Here is a 17,559-nt window from a genome sequence, read left to right as displayed (position 1 = left end):
AAGTCCTCGGTCTAACTCGTCAAAGTGCGTTTCACCGCGACCCGCCATCCGGCGATTTTCGCCTTTCGCGTCTTGTCGTCCATCTTCGGCACAAACCGTATGTCGCGTTCCCAGGTCTTGGCGAAATCGCGCTTGCCCGGCCAGATACCCGCCTTCGAGCCTGCCAGCCAAGCGGCTCCGAGTGCTGTGGTTTCAAGAATCGTCGGACGATCCACCGGCGCATCGAGAATGTCGGCCAGACGTTGCATGGTCCAGTCGGAAGCGACCATGCCGCCATCGACACGCAGAACGGTCTTCGTTCCGGAGGATTTCCAGTCCTTGCGCATCGCATCGAGCAGATCCCGCGTCTGATAGGCAACCGATTCCAGGGCAGCGCGGGCAAATTCTGCCGGGCCGGTGTTGCGGGTAAGGCCGTAAATAGCGCCCCGCGCCTCGGCATCCCAATGCGGCGCGCCAAGACCGACGAATGCAGGAACAAGATAGACATTCTGGCTTGGGTCGGCCTGGTCGGCGAGTTTGCCGGTTTCGGGCGCCGAGCCGATGATCTTCAGCCCGTCCCGCAGCCACTGCACGGCGGCGCCGGCAATGAAAATCGAGCCTTCCAGTGCATAGGTCGTCTTGCCATTGAGGCGATAGGCAATTGTCGTCAGCAGCCGGTTCTTCGACAGCACCATATCGCTGCCCGTGTTGAGAACGGCAAAACATCCGGTTCCATAGGTAGATTTGAACATGCCCGGCTCAAAACACGCTTGACCTATGGTTGCAGCGTGCTGGTCACCGGCAACGCCGAGAATGGGAATTGAAGCGCCGAAAATGTCAGCTTCGGCAGCACCATAATTTGCCGCGCAGTCTTTTACCTCCGGCAGCATGGCGCGAGGGATGCGGAGAATCTCGAGGAGCTCATTGTCCCATTCATTCGTCGCTATGTTGAAGATCAACGTGCGTGAAGCATTCGTAGCGTCGGTTGCATGCACCTTGCCGCCGGTCAGCCGCCAAATGAGAAAACTGTCGACCGTGCCGAAGAGTAGTTCACCGTTTGCCGCGCGTTTGCGTGCACCGGGCACCTTGTCGAGGATCCAGGAGAGCTTGGTGCCGGAAAAATACGGATCGAGCAGCAGGCCTGTCTTCTTCGTGAACGTCTTTTCAAGGCCCTGCTTTTTCAGCTTCTGGCAGAGCGACGCCGTTCGCCTGTCTTGCCAGACGATGGCATTGTGAATTGGTTTGCCGGTCTCCTTGTCCCAGACGACAACCGTCTCACGCTGATTGGTGATGCCGATCACCGCGACGTCGCCAGCCTCAATCTTGGCGTTCTCGATCGCCACTTCGCACGTCTTGAGTACTGATCGCCAGATCTCTTCCGGATCATGCTCCACCCAGCCCGATTGCGGATAGATCTGCGTGAATTCCTGCTGGCTTTTGCCCGCAACCTTGCGGTTCTTGTCGAAGACAATAGCGCGGCTCGACGTGGTGCCCTGGTCGATGGCCAGAATATATCCGTTCATGCTTCCCCCCTGATCTGCGGGCCACGATATTGGCTTCGCCCGGGCGGATCAATCGTTGCGACATGATATGCCTCGAATTTTGCAATGCGATAAGCTATTGCTGGTGCAACGGAGTATTCCCATGACCAACGAAGAACCACGCAAGGTACTTGTCCTGACGGGCGCGAGCCGCGGTATCGGCCACGCTACTGTCAAACGCTTCTCGCGCGCCGGTTGGCGCGTCATTACCTGTTCTCGCCAGAGCTTCGACGATAATTGCCCTTGGCCAGCTGGTCCTGACGATCACATCAAAGTCGATCTTGCGAACCCCGCCGATGTCGATCATGCGGTGTCCGAAATCAGGCAAAGGCTCGCCGTGGAGGGCGGCAGGCTCAATGCGCTGGTTAACAATGCCGGTATTTCACCGAAAAACAGTTTGGGTGACCGTCTCGATTCCATCGAGACCCCCATGCAGACATGGATGAGCGTGTTTCAGGTGAATTTCTTCGCGCCCATCATGCTGGCGCGAGGCCTCTTTGCCGAACTTGAGGCGGCGCAGGGATCGGTGGTGAATGTGACATCGATTGCCGGCAGCCGCGTCCATCCTTTCGCGGGCACCGCCTATGCCACCTCCAAGGCGGCGCTGGCATCTCTCACACGTGAAATGGCGTCAGACTTCGGGCCTCATGGCATTCGCGTCAATGCAATTGCACCGGGTGAAATCGACACGGCGATCTTGTCTCCCGGCACCGACAAAATGATAGAACATCTACCATTGCGCCGGCTGGGAAAGACGGCAGAGGTGGCTGAAACGATCTACTTCCTGTGCACCGAATCGTCATCATACGTGACGGGTTCCGAGATCCATATCAACGGCGGCCAGCACGTTTAGAGCGCCGAGGCTTGCCCTCCCCTTTGTGCGGAGGGACGGCGGCGGGCGTGACCCATGTGCGTGGTTCGACAAGCTCACCATGAGGGTGCTGGCGGGCTGCAACGCTAATCGCCACGCTTCATATCTCTGGCCCTGCAATCTCCCACCTCCCTCATGGTGAGCTTGTCGAACCACGCACATGGGTCACGCATCCCGCATTAGCCCAATTTGAAAATCCTCATCCTCTCCACATGGAGTTAATCGGCATTGGCTACCGAAAACCACCAATCAATTGCGGCGCGACGCCGCGAAAAAGCCACGGTTTCGCCATGAAATTCGGGATAAGTTTAGGCCGATTTCACTCAAAAATAGCTCATTTTGGAACAAAAACGGGTTAATCGAGACGAAAATCCGCTCACTGTCATGGCTAAATGCTAAAGGAATAAGTTCTCAGCTGAGAACTTATTCCTTTCATGAGTAGCGTCAAACGTAGCGATTGACGACGTTTTCCAGATATTCCTGGCGACCGGAGCGGGGCTGCGGCTGCAGGTTTCCGTCATTGACCTGCTTTGCGATCTCTTCAAGCGAGACCTTGCCCGAGAGCATGTCCTGCGCACGCTGCGTCGACCAGCCGGCATAGCGATCATCGACGAATCCGGTCAAAACCTTGTCCTCGACCATCTTCGCCGCTGCCTTGAGGCCCCGCGCGCAGGTGTCCATGCCGCCGATATGCGCGACCAGCAAATCTTGCGGATCGAGCGACTGGCGACGCAACTTGGCATCGAAATTCGTGCCGCCGGAAGTAAAGCCGCCGGCTTTCAGAATTTCGTAATAGGCGACGGCCACTTCCGGGACGTTGTTCGGGAACTGATCCGTATCCCAGCCGGACTGGTAATCATTGCGGTTCATGTCGATCGAACCGAAAATGCCAAGCGCTGCTGCCGTGGCGATTTCATGCTCGAAGGAATGCCCGGCGAGGATGGCGTGGCCCTGTTCCAGATTGACCTTGACCTCTTTCTCGAGGCCAAAACGCTTGAGGAAGCCATAGACCGTCGCCGCATCGTAATCATACTGATGCTTGGTTGGCTCCTGTGGCTTCGGTTCGATCAGGATCGCTCCCTTGAAGCCGATCTTGTGCTTGTAGTCCACAACGAGGCTTAGAAACCGGCCCATCTGGTCGAGCTCGCGCTTCATGTCGGTGTTGAGCAGCGTTTCGTAGCCTTCGCGTCCGCCCCAAAGAACGTAGTTCTCGCCCTTCAGCTTTTGCGTCACATCGATACAGGTTTTCACCGTCGCGGCGGCATAGGCAAAGACATCCGGGTCAGGATTGGTCGCCGCACCCGACATGTAGCGGCGGTTGGAAAAGAGATTGGCGGTGCCCCAAAGAAGCTTGGTACCGGTCTTTTCCATCTTGCCGGCAAAGTAGTCGGCGATTTCATGCAGGCGCTTGTCGCTTTCCGCGATGCTGTCGCCTTCCGGGCGCACGTCGGCATCGTGGAAGCAGAAGTAGGGCGCGCCAAGGATCGAGAACATTTCAAATGCCACGTCCGCCTTGAGCTTGGCCCCATCCATCGTATCGTTGAACCAGGGACGTTCGAAGGTCTGCCCGCCGAACGGATCGCCGCCTGGCCAGACGAACGAGTGCCAATAGGCGACGGCAAATCGCAAGTGGTCCTCGAGCCGTTTGCCAAGAACGATTTCGTCAGGATTGTAAAAGCGATAGGCGAGCGGATCGGTGCTGTCCGGCCCTTCATACTTGACTGGTTTTACGTCGCCGAAAAAACCGCTGCTCATGATTGAACTCCTTTTAATGCTGGGTAGAGATTGTGGTAGCGATTATACGCCGCGTCGAAATCGCCGATGAGGTCGGCTTCCGGCTCGATCGTGTAGTCGGTTGCAGGCGCGGCGCAAATCGTGCGTGGGTCAGCTTTTTCTGCGGCGATCAACCCGAGGCGCGCGGCACCGAACGCCGCACCGAAATCGCCATCCGCCGGCACATCGATGGGGATATTCAGCGCAGTTGCGATGGTTTTCAGCCAATAGGTCGAACGTGACCCGCCGCCGACCGCCGTTACACGATCGAGTTTGGTGCCCGCCGCCGCAAGTGCGTTCAGGCAATCACGAAACGCAAACGCAACGCCCTCCAGCACCGCCTGTGTCAGGACTGCACGGTCGCTGGCATGCTCGAGCCCTTGGAACGAACCCCGAATTGCGGAATCGTTGAGCGGTGTCCGTTCGCCGGAAAGATAGGGCAGGAACGTTGCGCCGGAAGGTGCACGCAGTTCATCGCCCAGTTCTTCGGTAAGTTCGGCAGGTTTGCGTGATGTAATGCCGGCGTACCAATTCAGGGCATCAGTCGCCGACAGGATAACACCCATCTGGTGCCAGGTATCGGGCAGGGCATGGCAGAATGTGTGAACCGCGCTCTCGGGATTTGGCAGATATGAGCCATTGGCAGCAAAGAGCACGCCGGATGTTCCAATCGAGACGAAGGCGTGGCCTTCGCCGACCGTCCCCATGCCGCAGGCCGAAGCGGCATTGTCTCCCGCTCCGCCCGCAACCACGACACTGCTGCCCATGCCCCACCGGGACGCAATATCGGCCTTCAAAGTCCCGGAGACTTCAGTCCCCTCGACCAGCGAAGGCATATGGCTGACATCAAGACCGGTTGCGGCGAGAAGCTCCGACGACCATGCGCGCTTGCCGACATCGAGCCATGACGTTCCCGCCGCATCCGACATTTCCGACACACGCTCGCCCGTGAGCCACAGCCGTAGATAGTCTTTTGGCAACAGCACGCGGCGCAGCTTGGCAAAGATCTCGGGCTCGTTGTTCTGGACCCAGACGACTTTCGGCGCGGTAAATCCTGGAAAAACAATGTTGCCGCTCAACGCCCGAAACTTCGGATCTCTGTCGAGTTCAGCAGCCTCCTTGTGGCTGCGGGTATCGTTCCACAGGATGCAGGGACGAAGTACCTGGTCATTGCTGTCGAGCAGCGTTGCGCCATGCATCTGGCCGGACAAGCCGATACCTTTGACTGCAGCAAGCTCTTTTGCGTGCGTGGTCTTGAGCGCCTGAACTGCGTCTTCGGTGGCCTTGACCCAATGCAAGGGATTCTGCTCCGACCAGCCGGAATGCGGTCGTGAAATATCGAGCGTCCCGGTTCCGGATCCGATGACCGATTGGTCTTCACCGATCAACAGCGCCTTGACGCCGGACGTGCCTAAATCAAGGCCAAGATACATGGATTCTCCTCCTGAATTCTGTTCAAATTGCCCGCTTGAGTGGCGTATCACCTGCGTCGCCCGGAGCAAAAACCTGTGTATCGAGGTGAAGCAGGGAAGTCATCATACAGCCTTGCAGGATCAGCGGATGTTCATCCGGATAGCAACGTATGCTCAACTCCTGCGCTGCCCCCCAGCCGGAGGTGCCGGAAACGATATCGCGCAATTCGTCCTCGATGAGGTCGAAAACAGCTGCGCCCGATCCAACCAAGGCCACAGGAATAGGGTCGATCAGAGAAAACAGGCTCCGCAAACCTGAACCTATTGCCTGACCTGCCTTGCGGAAGGCAGCCCGTTCTTCGCCGTCGCGAGTGCGGGCCCGATTTGCAACCTCGTCATAGATTGCCGCATCCACGTCCTGTGCCGGCTGGTCTTTCTCGTCCTGACCGGATGTCCTTCTCAAAATGGCATAATCACTGGCATAGGCTTCGATACAGCCGTGACGTCCGCAGCGGCAAAGTGCGCCATCGGGTACATGCAACATGTGACCGAACTCCGCGGCAGAGGAGTGGGCACCGAGAAAAGGCTTGCCTTTGAGATAGAGGCCCATGCCGATCCCGTGGGAGAGGAGGATTGCCGCAAAGTCCTCTGCGTAGTGCTCGGGCTCAATCCAGCGCAGCGCCTCGGCAATCATATTGCAATCATTGGCCACAGCGACAGTTACGTCGTATCGCTTCGAAAGTACCTTGGCGAAGGCAATGTTGACGTCCGGCGTGATCGGCGACCACAGCATGACAGCGCTGATCGCGTCAGTAACTCCTTGTACGCCCATCGAAATATGCATGAGAGGGCCTGCATTGGACGGACGGCTTTCGAGCAGATTGTCAAGCATCAGGCATATGGAATGGATGAGATCATCCGACTTTGCATCGAGTGTTGAAACGCGGTGGAATTCCTCGGCGATCATCTGGCCTTTGTAGTCGAACAGAACTGTATGGACGAGATTGAGCGCGAGTTCGACGGTTGCAACCGTCGCTACCGCGGGGTTCAGCGTTAGTGCCACCTGAGGGCGGCCACGCCGATTGGCGATGACGTCTCCATCGCGGCTCTCGGCGATAATTCCCTCCGCAATAAGCGCGGTAGTGATGGCTGAGACGGTGGATGGACTGAGGCCGGTCTGCGCCACGATGTCTGTGCGAGAAAGCAGTCCGTGACGCCGCAACGTAGCGAGCACAAGCCGTCGGTTCTGCCGCCTGACGTCGTCAGGACGCGCAATCTCATCTAGGAACAAGCGATTTCCTCCCAAAAACCTGCGTCCAGTGCACCACAATACCCCACGCGGCGCGGTGTGCCATGCTACGAAAATCTAAGTTGACACGTAAATGCTTTTAAGTCACTATTTTTTTCGAGCCTCGAATTAAAGAGGTTTAGATGCCGGCCGGAGGTCAAGTGCCTGCATCCATTCAGTCAACGTGCTAAATGCACCGGGAGGGTTACCATGAAGAAATATGCAACCGCATTGGCGGGGGCTGCTATCCTTGCTGTATCATTTGCCGGCCCCGTTCTGGCAAAGGACAAGATCGTCGGTGTCTCTTGGTCGAATTTTCAGGAAGAGCGCTGGAAGACCGATGAAGCCGCGATCAAAAAAGCGCTGGAAGCCAACGGCGACAAGTACATCTCGGCAGATGCACAGTCCTCTGCGTCCAAGCAACTGACCGACGTTGAAAGCCTGATTTCGCAAGGTGCCAATGCCCTGATCATTTTGGCGCAGGATTCGAGCGCCATCGGACCTGCGGTTGAGAAGGCCGTTGCCGAAGGAATTCCGGTCGTAGGCTATGATCGCCTGATCGAAAACAAGGATGCGTTCTACATCACGTTCGACAACAAGGAAGTTGGCCGCATGCAGGCACGTGGCGTATTTGCCGTGAAGCCTGAAGGCAATTACGTCTTCATCAAGGGCAGCTCCGCAGATCCGAACGCAGATTTTCTTTTTTCCGGCGCTCAGGAAGTGCTGAAAGAAGCTATCGACGCCGGCAAGATCAAGAACGTCGGTGAAGCCTATACGGATGGCTGGCTTCCTGCCAACGCCCAGAAGAACATGGAACAGTTCCTGACTGCCAATGACAACAAGGTCGATGCCGTCGTTGCTGCGAATGATGGAACAGCAGGCGGTGCTATCGCAGCGCTGCAGGCTCAGGGCCTTGCCGGTACAGTTCCTGTTTCCGGTCAGGATGCCGATTTCGCCGCACTTAACCGCGTAGCGCTCGGCACGCAGACCGTGACGATCTGGAAGGACTCCCGTGAACTTGGCAAGCAAGCGGCGGGTATCGCCTCCGCCCTCGCAGATGGCAAGAAGATGGAAGAGATCCCGAACGTTCAGAAGTTTGCTGGCGGCGTTAATAAAGTTGAGGTCAACGCTGTCTTCCTCACTCCGGTTCCTGTCACCAAGGATAATCTCGATGTGGTCATCGACGCTGGCTGGGTGAAGAAGGACGTGGTCTGTCAGGGCGTGAAGGCAGGTTCAGCACCAGCCTGCAAGTAACATCGTTAAATCTGTTAAATTGAACGCCGCTGGTCCAGATGGATCGGCGGCGTTTTAAGAAGACATTAAAACTGGGAGAGTACAATGAGTGATCCGGCCATCAGCCTCGATCGGGCCCGTTCGTCGGAGCTCGGCATTGTTGCCAGATTCTTCAAGGCGACTGAGCTTGATACCCGTCTTCTCGGCATGATCGCAGCGCTGGTCATTATCTGGCTTGCCTTCCAGTTTCTCTCGGGCGGTCAGTTTCTGACGCCACGCAACCTTTGGAACCTGTCTGTTCAGACATCGTCTGTTGCAGTCATGGCGACCGGGATGGTACTGATCATCGTTACCCGTAACATCGATCTGTCTGTGGGCTCGATTCTTGGCTTTGTCGGTATGATCATGGGCGTGACACAAGCCGAGTTCCTGCCAAGACTTATTGGTTTCGAGCATCCGGCGACATGGCTCATTGCGCTTGGTGTTGGCGTTATCACAGGCGCGCTCATCGGCGGATTTCAGGGCTTTATCATTGCATTTCTGGGCGTGCCCGCTTTTATCGTCACGCTTGGTGGTCTCCTTGTATGGCGTGGCGCTGCCTGGTGGGTTACCTCAGGCCGTACGGTTGCGCCAATGGACTCGACGTTCCGTCTTATGGGCGGAGGTCCCGAGGGTTCAATTGGTGCATTCTGGAGTTGGGTCGTTGGCGTCGTCGCCTGTATCGCCATCGTCGGGATGATCATTAACAGCCGGCGCCAGCGTAAACGTTTCAACTTTCCCCGTCGTCCTATATGGGCCGAAGCCTTCATGGCGGCCGTGGGGTGCGTTCTCGTGCTCGGCGCAGTCGCCATTGCCAACGCCTACTACTGGCCGATCGGCATCGTTCGTAAATATGCCGAAGCCAACAACATCGCCATTCCCGATGGCGGGCTGTTCATCTCACACGGCATTGCAATCCCGGTGCTGATTGCTGTAGCTGCGGGTCTCGTCATGACGTTCCTGTCGACGCGGACCCGTTTCGGCCGTTATGTCTTCGCCATGGGTGGCAATCCGGAAGCGGCGGACCTTGCCGGTATCAATACGCGCTGGGTGACGATGAAGATTTTCATCATTATGGGGGTTCTCTGCGCCATTGCGGGTGCCATTTCCACCGCTCGTCTCAATGCGGCTACCAATGCACAAGGCACCCTCGATGAGCTCCTGACCATCGCCGCCGCCGTTATTGGCGGAACGTCCTTGGCTGGCGGTGTCGGCACCATCGCCGGGGCCATGATCGGAGCGGTGCTGATGCAATCACTAAGCTCAGGCATGGTTCTGCTCGGTCTCGACACGCCACTGCAGAATATCGTTGTCGGTCTGGTTCTTGTCGTGGCCGTCTGGCTCGACACAATCTATCGCCGCCGTACAGCTTAAGGGAGGAACAATCATGACCAACACACAAACACCTCTCATCGATATGGAAGATGTCTCGATCGCCTTTGGTGGCATCCGTGCAGTGGATGGAGCTTCGATCGATCTCTTTCCGGGTGAAGTTGTTGCGCTTCTCGGTCACAACGGTGCCGGAAAATCGACCCTGATCAAGATACTGTCGGGCGCCTACAAGCGCGACAATGGTACGATCAAGGTCAATGGAGAAGAAGCGGCAATCAACAATCCGCGTGATGCCAAGGCCTATGGCATCGAAACGATCTATCAAACCCTGGCACTGGCGGACAACGTTGATACGGCCGCCAATCTTTATCTCGGCCGTGAGTTGATGACGCCTTGGGGCACTCTCGACGACGTCGCGATGGAGCACAGCGCCCGCGAAGTCATGGGTAGACTAAATCCACGGTTTCAGCGTTTCAAGGACCCGGTCAAGGCCCTTTCGGGCGGTCAGCGGCAGTCCGTTGCGATTGCACGTGCGATCTTGTTCAACGCCCGGATACTGATCATGGACGAGCCGACTGCGGCGCTTGGACCGCAGGAAACCGCGCAGGTCGGGGAACTGATCAAGCAATTGAAGAGTGAAGGTATCGGTATCTTTCTCATCAGTCATGATATCCATGACGTATTCCACCTCGCTGATCGCGTGGCGGTGATGAAAAACGGTCAGGTGGTTGGCACTGCCAAGGTTAGCGATGTCAACGAGGACGAAGTGCTCGGCATGATCATTCTCGGAAAGTGCCCCCCCGGCGCGATACCAGGACCTGGCGCGGTGAACTAGAGCAATAAAAAAGGCCGCTCAAAAGCGGCCTTTTTCAACAACCAAACTGAAAAAATCAAATCGACTCGACTTGCTGAACTTCCGGAACGAAATGCTTCAACAGGTTCTGGATGCCGTGCTTCAGCGTCGCGGTAGACGATGGGCAGCCCGAGCAGGCGCCCTTCATGTGCAGAAACACAGTACCGTTTTCATAACCGCGGAACGTGATGTCCCCGCCGTCCTGAGCCACGGCCGGGCGGACACGTGTTTCAAGCAACTCCTTGATCGTATCGACGATCTCGGTATCGGCGCTGTCGAAGAATTCACCATCGGTCTCCCGCTGGGCGGTGTCAGCGATCTGGCTGACATTGGCCATGACCGGTGCGCCAGACATGAAATGCTCCATGATCGCACCTAGAATGGCGGGCTTGAGGTGCTGCCATTCCGGACCTTCGCTCTTGGTAACGGTGACAAAATCATAGCCAAAAAATACGCCGGTGACGCCCGGAACGGCAAAAATCTTGCCAGCAAGCTGTGAAGATTCGCCAGCACTTGCTGCGTCGCGAAAATCGGCGGTTCCTTCTTCAAGCACCACCTTTCCAGGCAGGAACTTCAAGGTCGCTGGATTGGGCGTTGCTTCGGTCTGGATGAACATGGCAGATCTCGCATATCTAGTTTAGAACTATTCAAATGGCATATAGGCCTTTAAACCATTCTCTTCAAGTCAGGATTATATCACGTTTGGTCGACGTAATCAGGTAATCGCGTCGATATCCTCATCAGACAGATTATAGGGCACGACCGTAACTGGAATGGAAAAGGATTCCCGTCCTGCCAGCGATTGAACAAGCGGGCCAGGTCCGTCCTTGCCGGAACCAGCCGCCAGGACAAGGATGGCGATATCCTGATCTTCTTCGATAAGCTTCCGAATCTCGTCGGATGTAATGCCTTCGCGGACAGCAAGTTCCGACTCGATCCCTATTGTTTCCCGGACGTTGGCCGCAAATTTGCTGAGCGTCGAATTGGCCCGCTCCTGGGCTTCCGCGCGCATGATCTGTTCAACGCCAAGAAACTGCTGAAAATCTGCTGAATCGATGACAAACAGCAGCAAGAGTACACCGCCGGTCGTCTTGGCTCGGCGCGAGGCATAGGCGACAGCCCGCTCGCATTCCGGCGTTTCGTCAATGACGGCCAGAAATTTGCGGCGGTGGCCGGCTTCGCGGCTAAGACGTCTTGATACCATGTGCGCAACCTGCCCCAAGCATTGATCGTCCGCAAGGCTTTCCCTCGCGCGGTCTAGTTCTGCAGAAATCCGATAATATCACGGACATTGCGCATCGTCTTCTCTGCGAGAATACTAGCGCGTTCACCACCATCTTTGAGGACGGCATCGACAAAACCGGGGTCCGCAGAAATTCGCCGCATTTCCGCAGCGATCGGCGCAAGCTTTTCTACCGCGAGGTCAGCAAGTGCGGGCTTGAAGGTCGAGAATTGCTGTCCGCCGAAATCGCGGATCACGGTGGCCTTATCGCTGTCGACCAATGCGGCATAGATACCGACGAGATTGTCAGCTTCTGGTCGCTCTTTCAATCCTTCGAGCTCGGATGGCAGGGGTTCCGAATCGGTCTTGGCCTTCCGGATCTTTTTTGAGATCGTATCCACATCGTCTGTCAGATTGATACGCGAGAGGTCCGACGGGTCGGATTTTGACATCTTCTTGGTCCCATCGCGCAAGCTCATGACGCGTGCTGCTGGTCCGCCGATGACCGGTTCGGTCAGCGGAAAGAAGCTGGCAATCGTTTCATCCCCCGATTGCGTTTCAACACCAAGCCCAAGTTCAGCGATCCGGTCCGAGAAATCAGTGTTGAACTTCTGGGCGATGTCGCGCGTCAGTTCCAGATGCTGCTTCTGATCTTCACCGACAGGTACGTGCGTGGCGCGGTAGACAAGGATGTCCGCCGCCATCAGGTTCGGGTATGCGAACAGACCGACGGACGCATTTTCACGATCCTTACCGGCCTTGTCCTTGAACTGGGTCATGCGGTTGAGCCAACCCATGCGGGCAATGCAGTTGAAAACCCATGCCAGCTCGGCATGCTGATGCACGCGGCTCTGGTTGAAAACGATGTTCTCTTTTGCATCGATGCCAGAAGCAAGGAAAGCCGCGGTGACCTCACGCGTATTGCGCATGAGTTCGGCCGGCCCGCCCCAGACGGAGATGGGAGGGGTAATCGCGTGCTGGTCCACAACACAGTAGATACATTTGCTGCTTTCCTGCAAAGCAACCCAGCGACGGATCGCGCCGAGATAGTTGCCAAGGTGCAGGTTGCCGGTAGGCTGGACACCGGAAAAGACGAGCGGTTCAAACGTGCTCATAAAATCGTCCTTGATCGTTCGGGGATCGGGCTTGCAGGCTCCGAAAGCAATGAAACCGAGCTTTTGGCAGAGGGAGACGCTCTATTCAAGCCTTATCGATGCCAACCTTCATTTGAACTCCAGCAGATCCCATTTATTACCATAGAGGTCTTCGAACACCGCGACGCTGCCATAGGGTTCATGGCGAGGCTCTTCAAGAAAATGTACGCCCGCCTCCACCATCTTCGCGTGGTCCACCGGGAAATCATCCGTATGCAGAAAAAATGCAACGCGTCCGCCGGTCTGGTTGCCGATGCTGGTTTTCTGCGTGTCACCATCCGCTTTCGCCAGCAATAGCCGGGCGCCATCACCCTCGGGCGCGACGACAACCCAACGTTTTGCTTCGGAGAGAGCCGTATCGTCGACAAGCGAAAAACCGAGCACCTTTGTGTACCAGGCAATCGCCTCGTCATAATCGCGCACGACAAGTGTGATCATGCCGATAAACCGGCTCACGAAGCGTCCTCAGGCGCTTTTGTTCGCCGTTTGACATTACGGCGGATCATTCCAAAGCTCGCACCACCTGTCCCGAAAGCGAGCGCAAAGTAGAGGATCATCGACAGCCCGACCAGTAATACGACGGCGATGGCTTGCATGTGCAGAGGCGCATGTGGCTCGAGCGCCGGGCCCATCCAGCGAATTGCGTAATAGAGTGCAAGACCCATGAGACCTGCGGAAACAATCAGCCGTGGGATGCGGGTAAGCAAAGGAATGTCGCGGCCCCAATGCCCCCGCCAGATGAGGGTAACGAAAAGTAGAATCGCGTTCGTCCACCCGGCGACGATCTCGGCGGTTGCAATGCCGGTCTCTGCCATGATTGGAAAAAGCGTCAGTGCGAGACTGACGTTCACAATGACGGCGATGGCCGCAAAGATCATCGGTGTGCGGGTATCTTCGCGGGCGAAAAACCCTGGCAAGAAGGCCTTGATCAGGACGAACGCCGGGAGGCCAAGCCCGTAAATCGCCAGGATATTGCCGACCGTATGCGTCGATGCGGTGGAGAAATTGCCGCGTTCGTACAGCATCCGAACGATCGGTTCCGACATTACCAGCAGCGCCGCCGCAGCAGGAAGCGTAAGAAACAGTGTGAACTCGACCGAGCGGTTCTGCAGGCTGCCGGCTTCCTTCAGATTTCCAGAGCGCAGCGCACGCGCCAACTCGGGCAGGAGCACCGTCGCGACTGCTATGCCGACGACACCCAGCGGCAATTGATAGATGCGGTCGGCATAGGCCAGAGACGAGATGGCGCCCGATTTTGCGGAAGCGATATTGGTGTTGATCAAGAGGTTGATCTGGGTGATGCCGCCAGTTACAGCGGCGGGGAATGCCAGTATCAGCAGGCGTTTGACGTTGGCGGTCATATGGGGCAACCGGAATCCGATGGAAATGCCGGCATTGCGCACCGCAAACCAGACAATGGCCAGCTGAACCAAGCCGGAGACCATGACCCCCCAGGACAGTGCATAGCCTACGGCCCTGCCGTCTTGACCCTTCCACCAAGCATAGCCGAGCACACCGATGAGAATGACATTCAGGAAAACGGGAGCGATCGCCGCAGCGAAATAGCGATGCAGGGAATTCAGCATCCCGCTCATCATGGCGGCGAGCGACATGCAGGCGAGGTAGGGAAACATGATGATCGCCATCGATACGGTGTTGTCGAACTTCATCGGGTCAGCCACGAAGCCCGGAGCTATGACGAAGCGCACGATCAGCGGCATTGACAGTTCCATCAGGATCGTCAGGCCGAGCAGCACCGTAAAAAGGACACCGAATACCTCTTCGGAAAAACGGCGCGCTCCATCAAGCCCATTGGCTTCGATTTCCTTGGCGAACAAAGGTACGAAAGCAGAGTTGAACGCGCCTTCCGCGAAGAGCCGCCTGAACGTGTTGGGGAAACGGAACGCAGCATTGAAAGCATCGGCGACAGGGCCCGTGCCCAGCGCCGAGGCCATCAGCATTTCGCGCGTGAAACCGAACACGCGGCTCATCAATGTGCCGGACGCAACCGTTGCAAATTTCTTGACCAAGCTCATTCTATTCAGCCGTCATGAGGATGTTTTGCCGTTGCGGCTGGGCGGTCGTGATGTCTCCTTCGCCAAAGAGCGCAAGCAGCTTCTTGCGGATACGATTCTGGCGTGTCGTATTGGTGATTTGATGACCGACAAGATCGGTGACATAGAACACGTCGATGACCTTTTCACCGAAGGTCGTCACATGAGCAGAGGCAATATCGAGTGAGAGGTCGGAGATGGTACCGGTTATCTCGGAGAGAACACCGGGGCGGTCCAGCCCTTCCACTTCGATGACCGTGAATTTGTTGGACAGCGTATTGTTTATCTCGACACGCGGCGTGATGCGGAAGGCCTTGACCGCGCGCTTCGGTTTGGTGCGGCTTGCCAGCATCTCGGGTAGATAGGATTTCCCGGAAAGCACGTCTTCAATCAGGCGGCCGACGCGCATGGCGCGCCGTCGTTCATCATCGTCAGTCGGGAATTCGCGGCTTATAAGGATCGTATCAAGTGCGCGCCCGTCGCTAGTCGTGAAGATCTGCGCATCGACGATGTTGGCGCCGGCGCCGGCGCAGGCGCCCGCGATGATTGAAAGCAAACGCGGATGGTCGGGGGACAGCACGGTGATCTCCGTTACACCCTCGAAGTCATGGGTTTTTACCATGGTGGCGAGTGCTTTGCCGCTGGCATCGGTCTCGCGCACGAAATTGGCGTGGCGAATCTGATCTTCGAGGCTGACGGTCAGCAAGTAGTTTTGATAATGCAATGCGAGATACGACTGGCGCTCGATCTGCGGCCAGGACGACAGCGCATTGTCGAGCTGAGTGCGAGCGTGATCGGTGCGCTCCTTGCGGGAGACTTCCGAAAACCCGCCAGTCAGCATCAATTCCGTTTCATAGAAGAGATTGCGTAGCAACTGGCCTTTCCAGCCATTCCAGACCCCCGGTCCGACTGCCTTGATATCGCAGATGGTCAGAACCAGCAGCAGTTTCATCCGGTCGAGGGTTTGGACAATCTCAGCAAAATCTTCGATGGTCTTGCGGTCGTTCAGATCGCGCGACTGTGCCACTCTACTCATCGTCAAATGCTGTTCGACGAGCCAGGCAACGGTTTCGGTGTCGGCCTGGGACAGGCCAAGACGCGGGCAAATCCGCCGGGCGATCCTCGCACCGGCAATGGAGTGGTCTTCCGGCCTTCCCTTGGCAATATCGTGAAGAAGTAGCGCCACGTAGAGGACCTGCCGGTCCTTTTTCAAACCGGGCATGATCTGATTGGCAAGAGGATGTTCCTGTCCAAGATCGCCGTGGTCGATTTCCGACATGACTGCGATGCAGCGCAACAAATGTTCATCGACAGTATAGTGATGATACATATTGAATTGCATCATCGCGACGACCTTGCCGAAATCGGGAATGAATTTACCAAGTACGCCGGATTCATTCATTCGCCGCAGGATGAGCTCGGGGTTGCGCTCCGAGGTTAGCACTTCCAGAAAAAGCCTGTTTGCCTCGGGATTTTCCCGCAGATCAGCTTTAATCAGCGACAGCGAACGCGACACTAGTTGCATGGCGTCGGGGTGGAACTCCAGGCCGTGCTGGTCCGCCAGACGAAACAGGCGGATTATATTGACGGGGTCTTTCCGGAAGACATCGTCATTGGCAATGGTGATGCGGTGATTGTCGACGACAAAATCACTTGTGCCGGCGAGCTTTCGCTTGCGGCGCGAAAAGGTGAGGAAAATCCGGTTGAAACCGGGAACATGCTTGGCTTGCTCTTCTTCCAGAGCGGCGCAGATAATGCGCGTAAGATCACCGACCTCCTTAGCAATAAGGAAGTAGTGTTTCATGAATCGCTCGACGTCTCGTAGACCGGGATGGGCGGTATAGCCGAGCCGCCGGGCTATCTCACCCTGGATATCGAACGAAAGGCGTTCCTCTGCCTTGCCCGTCAAGAAATGCATATGGCAACGTACCGCCCACAGCAGATCTTCCGCCTTACGGAAGATTTTGTGTTCCGCACGCGAAAGAACTCCTAGGTCGACAAGTTCGTCACTTGTCTTCACCCGATAGTAATATTTTGCGATCCAGAACAGTGTATGCAGATCGCGCTGGCCGCCCTTGCCTTCTTTGACATTCGGCTCCACCAGATATCGCGTCTCGCCCGCCTTGCGGTGACGGACGTCACGTTCGGCAAGTTTGGCCTCGATGAAAGCCGGCCCCGTGCCCTTGACCACCTCGTCATCAAAGCGTTGCACCAGTTTGGCGAAAAGGTCTTCATTCCCGCAAAGGTAACGGGCTTCCAGAATGCTGGTGCGGATCGTCATATCGCCCAGCGACTGACGGATGGACTCATCCAGATTACGGGTGGCGTGGCCGACTTTGAGACCGGCGTCCCACAGCATGTAGAGAATATATTCGACGACTTGCTCGCCCCAAGGCGTCTGCTTGTAAGGTAGCAGGAACAGCAGATCGATATCGGAACCAGGTGCCAGTCCCCCACGGCCATAGCCGCCGACTGCAACGACCGTCATCCGTTCCGCAGTAGATGGGTTCACAGCGGGATAAACGTGGGTAACCGCGAAGTCATAGAGCCCAGAAATAATCTGGTCCATTAGATAAGAAAGCCGGATGGAACAGTGCGTCCCGCCGGCATCCTTCATCAGCATGTCTTCGGCCGACTTGCGGCCCGCGATCAGCGACTGTTTCACAAGCTGCAACACGTCGTTACGCTCGACGGTTCCAGTGCCCTGTTTGTTCGTTGACGTGACCAACTCTTCAAATTGTCGATGAAGCTCGGCCGGGTTGACGATCTGTTCCAGTCTCAGGTCTGAAGCGCTCATGAATACGTCTT

Annotated in this window: 14 protein-coding genes; 4 read left to right on the top strand and 10 right to left on the bottom strand. The window is 56.6% G+C overall.

Annotation, left to right across the window (positions count from 1 at the left end):
* Positions 1–11 precede the first annotated feature (11 nt).
* Entirely contained in the window at positions 12–1,502 is a 1,491-nt protein-coding gene (gene glpK, locus N8E88_RS15940) for a glycerol kinase GlpK (RefSeq protein WP_262294520.1), read from the bottom strand.
* Positions 1,503–1,569: 67 nt separating this feature from the next.
* On the opposite strand from glpK, the gene N8E88_RS15935 reads away from it, so the two are divergent.
* Positions 1,570–2,373 (top strand): SDR family NAD(P)-dependent oxidoreductase, encoded by an 804-nt coding sequence (locus N8E88_RS15935; RefSeq protein ID WP_262294519.1) that lies wholly within the window; start codon positions 1,570–1,572, stop codon positions 2,371–2,373.
* A 462-nt stretch (positions 2,374–2,835) separates the two neighbouring features.
* Here N8E88_RS15935 and xylA read toward each other — a convergent pair whose 3' ends face one another.
* Genes xylA through N8E88_RS15920 form a run of 3 tightly spaced genes read right to left on the bottom strand, consistent with a single transcriptional unit; the run spans position 2,836 to position 6,867 of the window.
* Entirely contained in the window at positions 2,836–4,146 is a 1,311-nt protein-coding gene (gene xylA / locus N8E88_RS15930; protein ID WP_262294518.1) for a xylose isomerase, read from the bottom strand.
* Positions 4,143–5,597, bottom strand: a complete 1,455-nt coding sequence (gene xylB, locus N8E88_RS15925; protein ID WP_262294517.1) for a xylulokinase — start codon at positions 5,595–5,597, stop codon at positions 4,143–4,145. Before xylB ends, xylA begins: the two co-directional genes overlap by 4 nt.
* A 22-nt stretch (positions 5,598–5,619) precedes the next feature.
* Positions 5,620–6,867, bottom strand: coding sequence for an ROK family transcriptional regulator (locus N8E88_RS15920; RefSeq protein ID WP_262294516.1), 1,248 nt, complete (start codon positions 6,865–6,867; stop codon positions 5,620–5,622).
* A gap of 207 nt (positions 6,868–7,074) precedes the next feature.
* Here N8E88_RS15920 and xylF point away from each other — a divergent pair, with 207 nt between their 5' ends.
* From xylF to N8E88_RS15905, 3 genes are all read left to right on the top strand, one after another.
* Entirely contained in the window at positions 7,075–8,118 is a 1,044-nt protein-coding gene (gene xylF / locus N8E88_RS15915) for a D-xylose ABC transporter substrate-binding protein (RefSeq protein WP_262294515.1), read from the top strand.
* An 84-nt stretch (positions 8,119–8,202) separates the two neighbouring features.
* The gene (locus N8E88_RS15910) at positions 8,203–9,510 is read left to right on the top strand and encodes a sugar ABC transporter permease (protein WP_262294514.1); all 1,308 of its coding nucleotides are present in this window, start codon (positions 8,203–8,205) and stop codon (positions 9,508–9,510) included.
* A gap of 13 nt (positions 9,511–9,523) precedes the next feature.
* Positions 9,524–10,303, top strand: a complete 780-nt coding sequence (locus N8E88_RS15905; protein WP_262294513.1) for an ATP-binding cassette domain-containing protein — start codon at positions 9,524–9,526, stop codon at positions 10,301–10,303.
* Between the two features lie 55 nt (positions 10,304–10,358).
* On the opposite strand, the gene N8E88_RS15900 is transcribed toward N8E88_RS15905, so the two are convergent.
* From N8E88_RS15900 to N8E88_RS15875, 6 genes are all read right to left on the bottom strand, one after another.
* Complete coding sequence (locus N8E88_RS15900) at positions 10,359–10,937, bottom strand: NifU family protein (protein WP_262294512.1); 579 nt, start codon at positions 10,935–10,937, stop codon at positions 10,359–10,361.
* A 99-nt stretch (positions 10,938–11,036) separates the two neighbouring features.
* Positions 11,037–11,525 carry a universal stress protein gene (locus N8E88_RS15895; RefSeq protein ID WP_262294511.1) on the bottom strand — a complete coding sequence of 163 codons (489 nt, stop codon included), beginning with the start codon at positions 11,523–11,525 and terminating at the stop codon, positions 11,037–11,039.
* 53 nt (positions 11,526–11,578) lie between these two features.
* On the bottom strand, positions 11,579–12,658 hold the full coding sequence (trpS, locus tag N8E88_RS15890; protein ID WP_262294510.1) for a tryptophan--tRNA ligase: 1,080 nt from the start codon (positions 12,656–12,658) through the stop codon (positions 11,579–11,581).
* Positions 12,659–12,766: 108 nt separating this feature from the next.
* Positions 12,767–13,135, bottom strand: coding sequence for a VOC family protein (locus N8E88_RS15885; RefSeq protein ID WP_262295496.1), 369 nt, complete (start codon positions 13,133–13,135; stop codon positions 12,767–12,769).
* 14 nt (positions 13,136–13,149) lie between these two features.
* Positions 13,150–14,733, bottom strand: coding sequence for a murein biosynthesis integral membrane protein MurJ (gene murJ, locus N8E88_RS15880; protein ID WP_262294509.1), 1,584 nt, complete (start codon positions 14,731–14,733; stop codon positions 13,150–13,152).
* Position 14,734: 1 nt separating this feature from the next.
* Positions 14,735–17,548 (bottom strand): [protein-PII] uridylyltransferase, encoded by a 2,814-nt coding sequence (locus N8E88_RS15875; RefSeq protein WP_262294508.1) that lies wholly within the window; start codon positions 17,546–17,548, stop codon positions 14,735–14,737.
* Positions 17,549–17,559: the final 11 nt, after the last annotated feature.

Origin of the sequence: Phyllobacterium zundukense, assembly GCF_025452195.1 — a bacterium.
Classification (GTDB): Bacteria; Pseudomonadota; Alphaproteobacteria; order Rhizobiales; family Rhizobiaceae; genus Phyllobacterium; species Phyllobacterium zundukense_A.
The sequence above is the reverse complement of the archived record's forward strand: the minus strand, read 5'-3'. Positions and strand labels throughout refer to the sequence as shown.

Bases quoted from the DNA above. Each gene is read 5' to 3' on its own strand.
- xylA (WP_262294518.1), bottom strand. From the start codon at position 4,146: ATGAGCAGCGGTTTTTTCGGCGACGTAAAACCAGTCAAGTATGAAGGG.
- N8E88_RS15900 (WP_262294512.1), bottom strand. From the start codon at position 10,937: ATGTTCATCCAGACCGAAGCAACGCCCAATCCAGCGACCTTGAAGTTC.
- murJ (WP_262294509.1), bottom strand. From the start codon at position 14,733: ATGAGCTTGGTCAAGAAATTTGCAACGGTTGCGTCCGGCACATTGATG.
- N8E88_RS15910 (WP_262294514.1), top strand. From the start codon at position 8,203: ATGAGTGATCCGGCCATCAGCCTCGATCGGGCCCGTTCGTCGGAGCTC.
- N8E88_RS15875 (WP_262294508.1), bottom strand. From the start codon at position 17,548: ATGAGCGCTTCAGACCTGAGACTGGAACAGATCGTCAACCCGGCCGAG.
- glpK (WP_262294520.1), bottom strand. From the start codon at position 1,502: ATGAACGGATATATTCTGGCCATCGACCAGGGCACCACGTCGAGCCGC.
- N8E88_RS15885 (WP_262295496.1), bottom strand. From the start codon at position 13,135: ATGATCACACTTGTCGTGCGCGATTATGACGAGGCGATTGCCTGGTAC.
- N8E88_RS15905 (WP_262294513.1), top strand. From the start codon at position 9,524: ATGACCAACACACAAACACCTCTCATCGATATGGAAGATGTCTCGATC.
- N8E88_RS15895 (WP_262294511.1), bottom strand. From the start codon at position 11,525: ATGGTATCAAGACGTCTTAGCCGCGAAGCCGGCCACCGCCGCAAATTT.
- xylB (WP_262294517.1), bottom strand. From the start codon at position 5,597: ATGTATCTTGGCCTTGATTTAGGCACGTCCGGCGTCAAGGCGCTGTTG.
- xylF (WP_262294515.1), top strand. From the start codon at position 7,075: ATGAAGAAATATGCAACCGCATTGGCGGGGGCTGCTATCCTTGCTGTA.
- N8E88_RS15935 (WP_262294519.1), top strand. From the start codon at position 1,570: ATGCCTCGAATTTTGCAATGCGATAAGCTATTGCTGGTGCAACGGAGT.
- trpS (WP_262294510.1), bottom strand. From the start codon at position 12,658: ATGAGCACGTTTGAACCGCTCGTCTTTTCCGGTGTCCAGCCTACCGGC.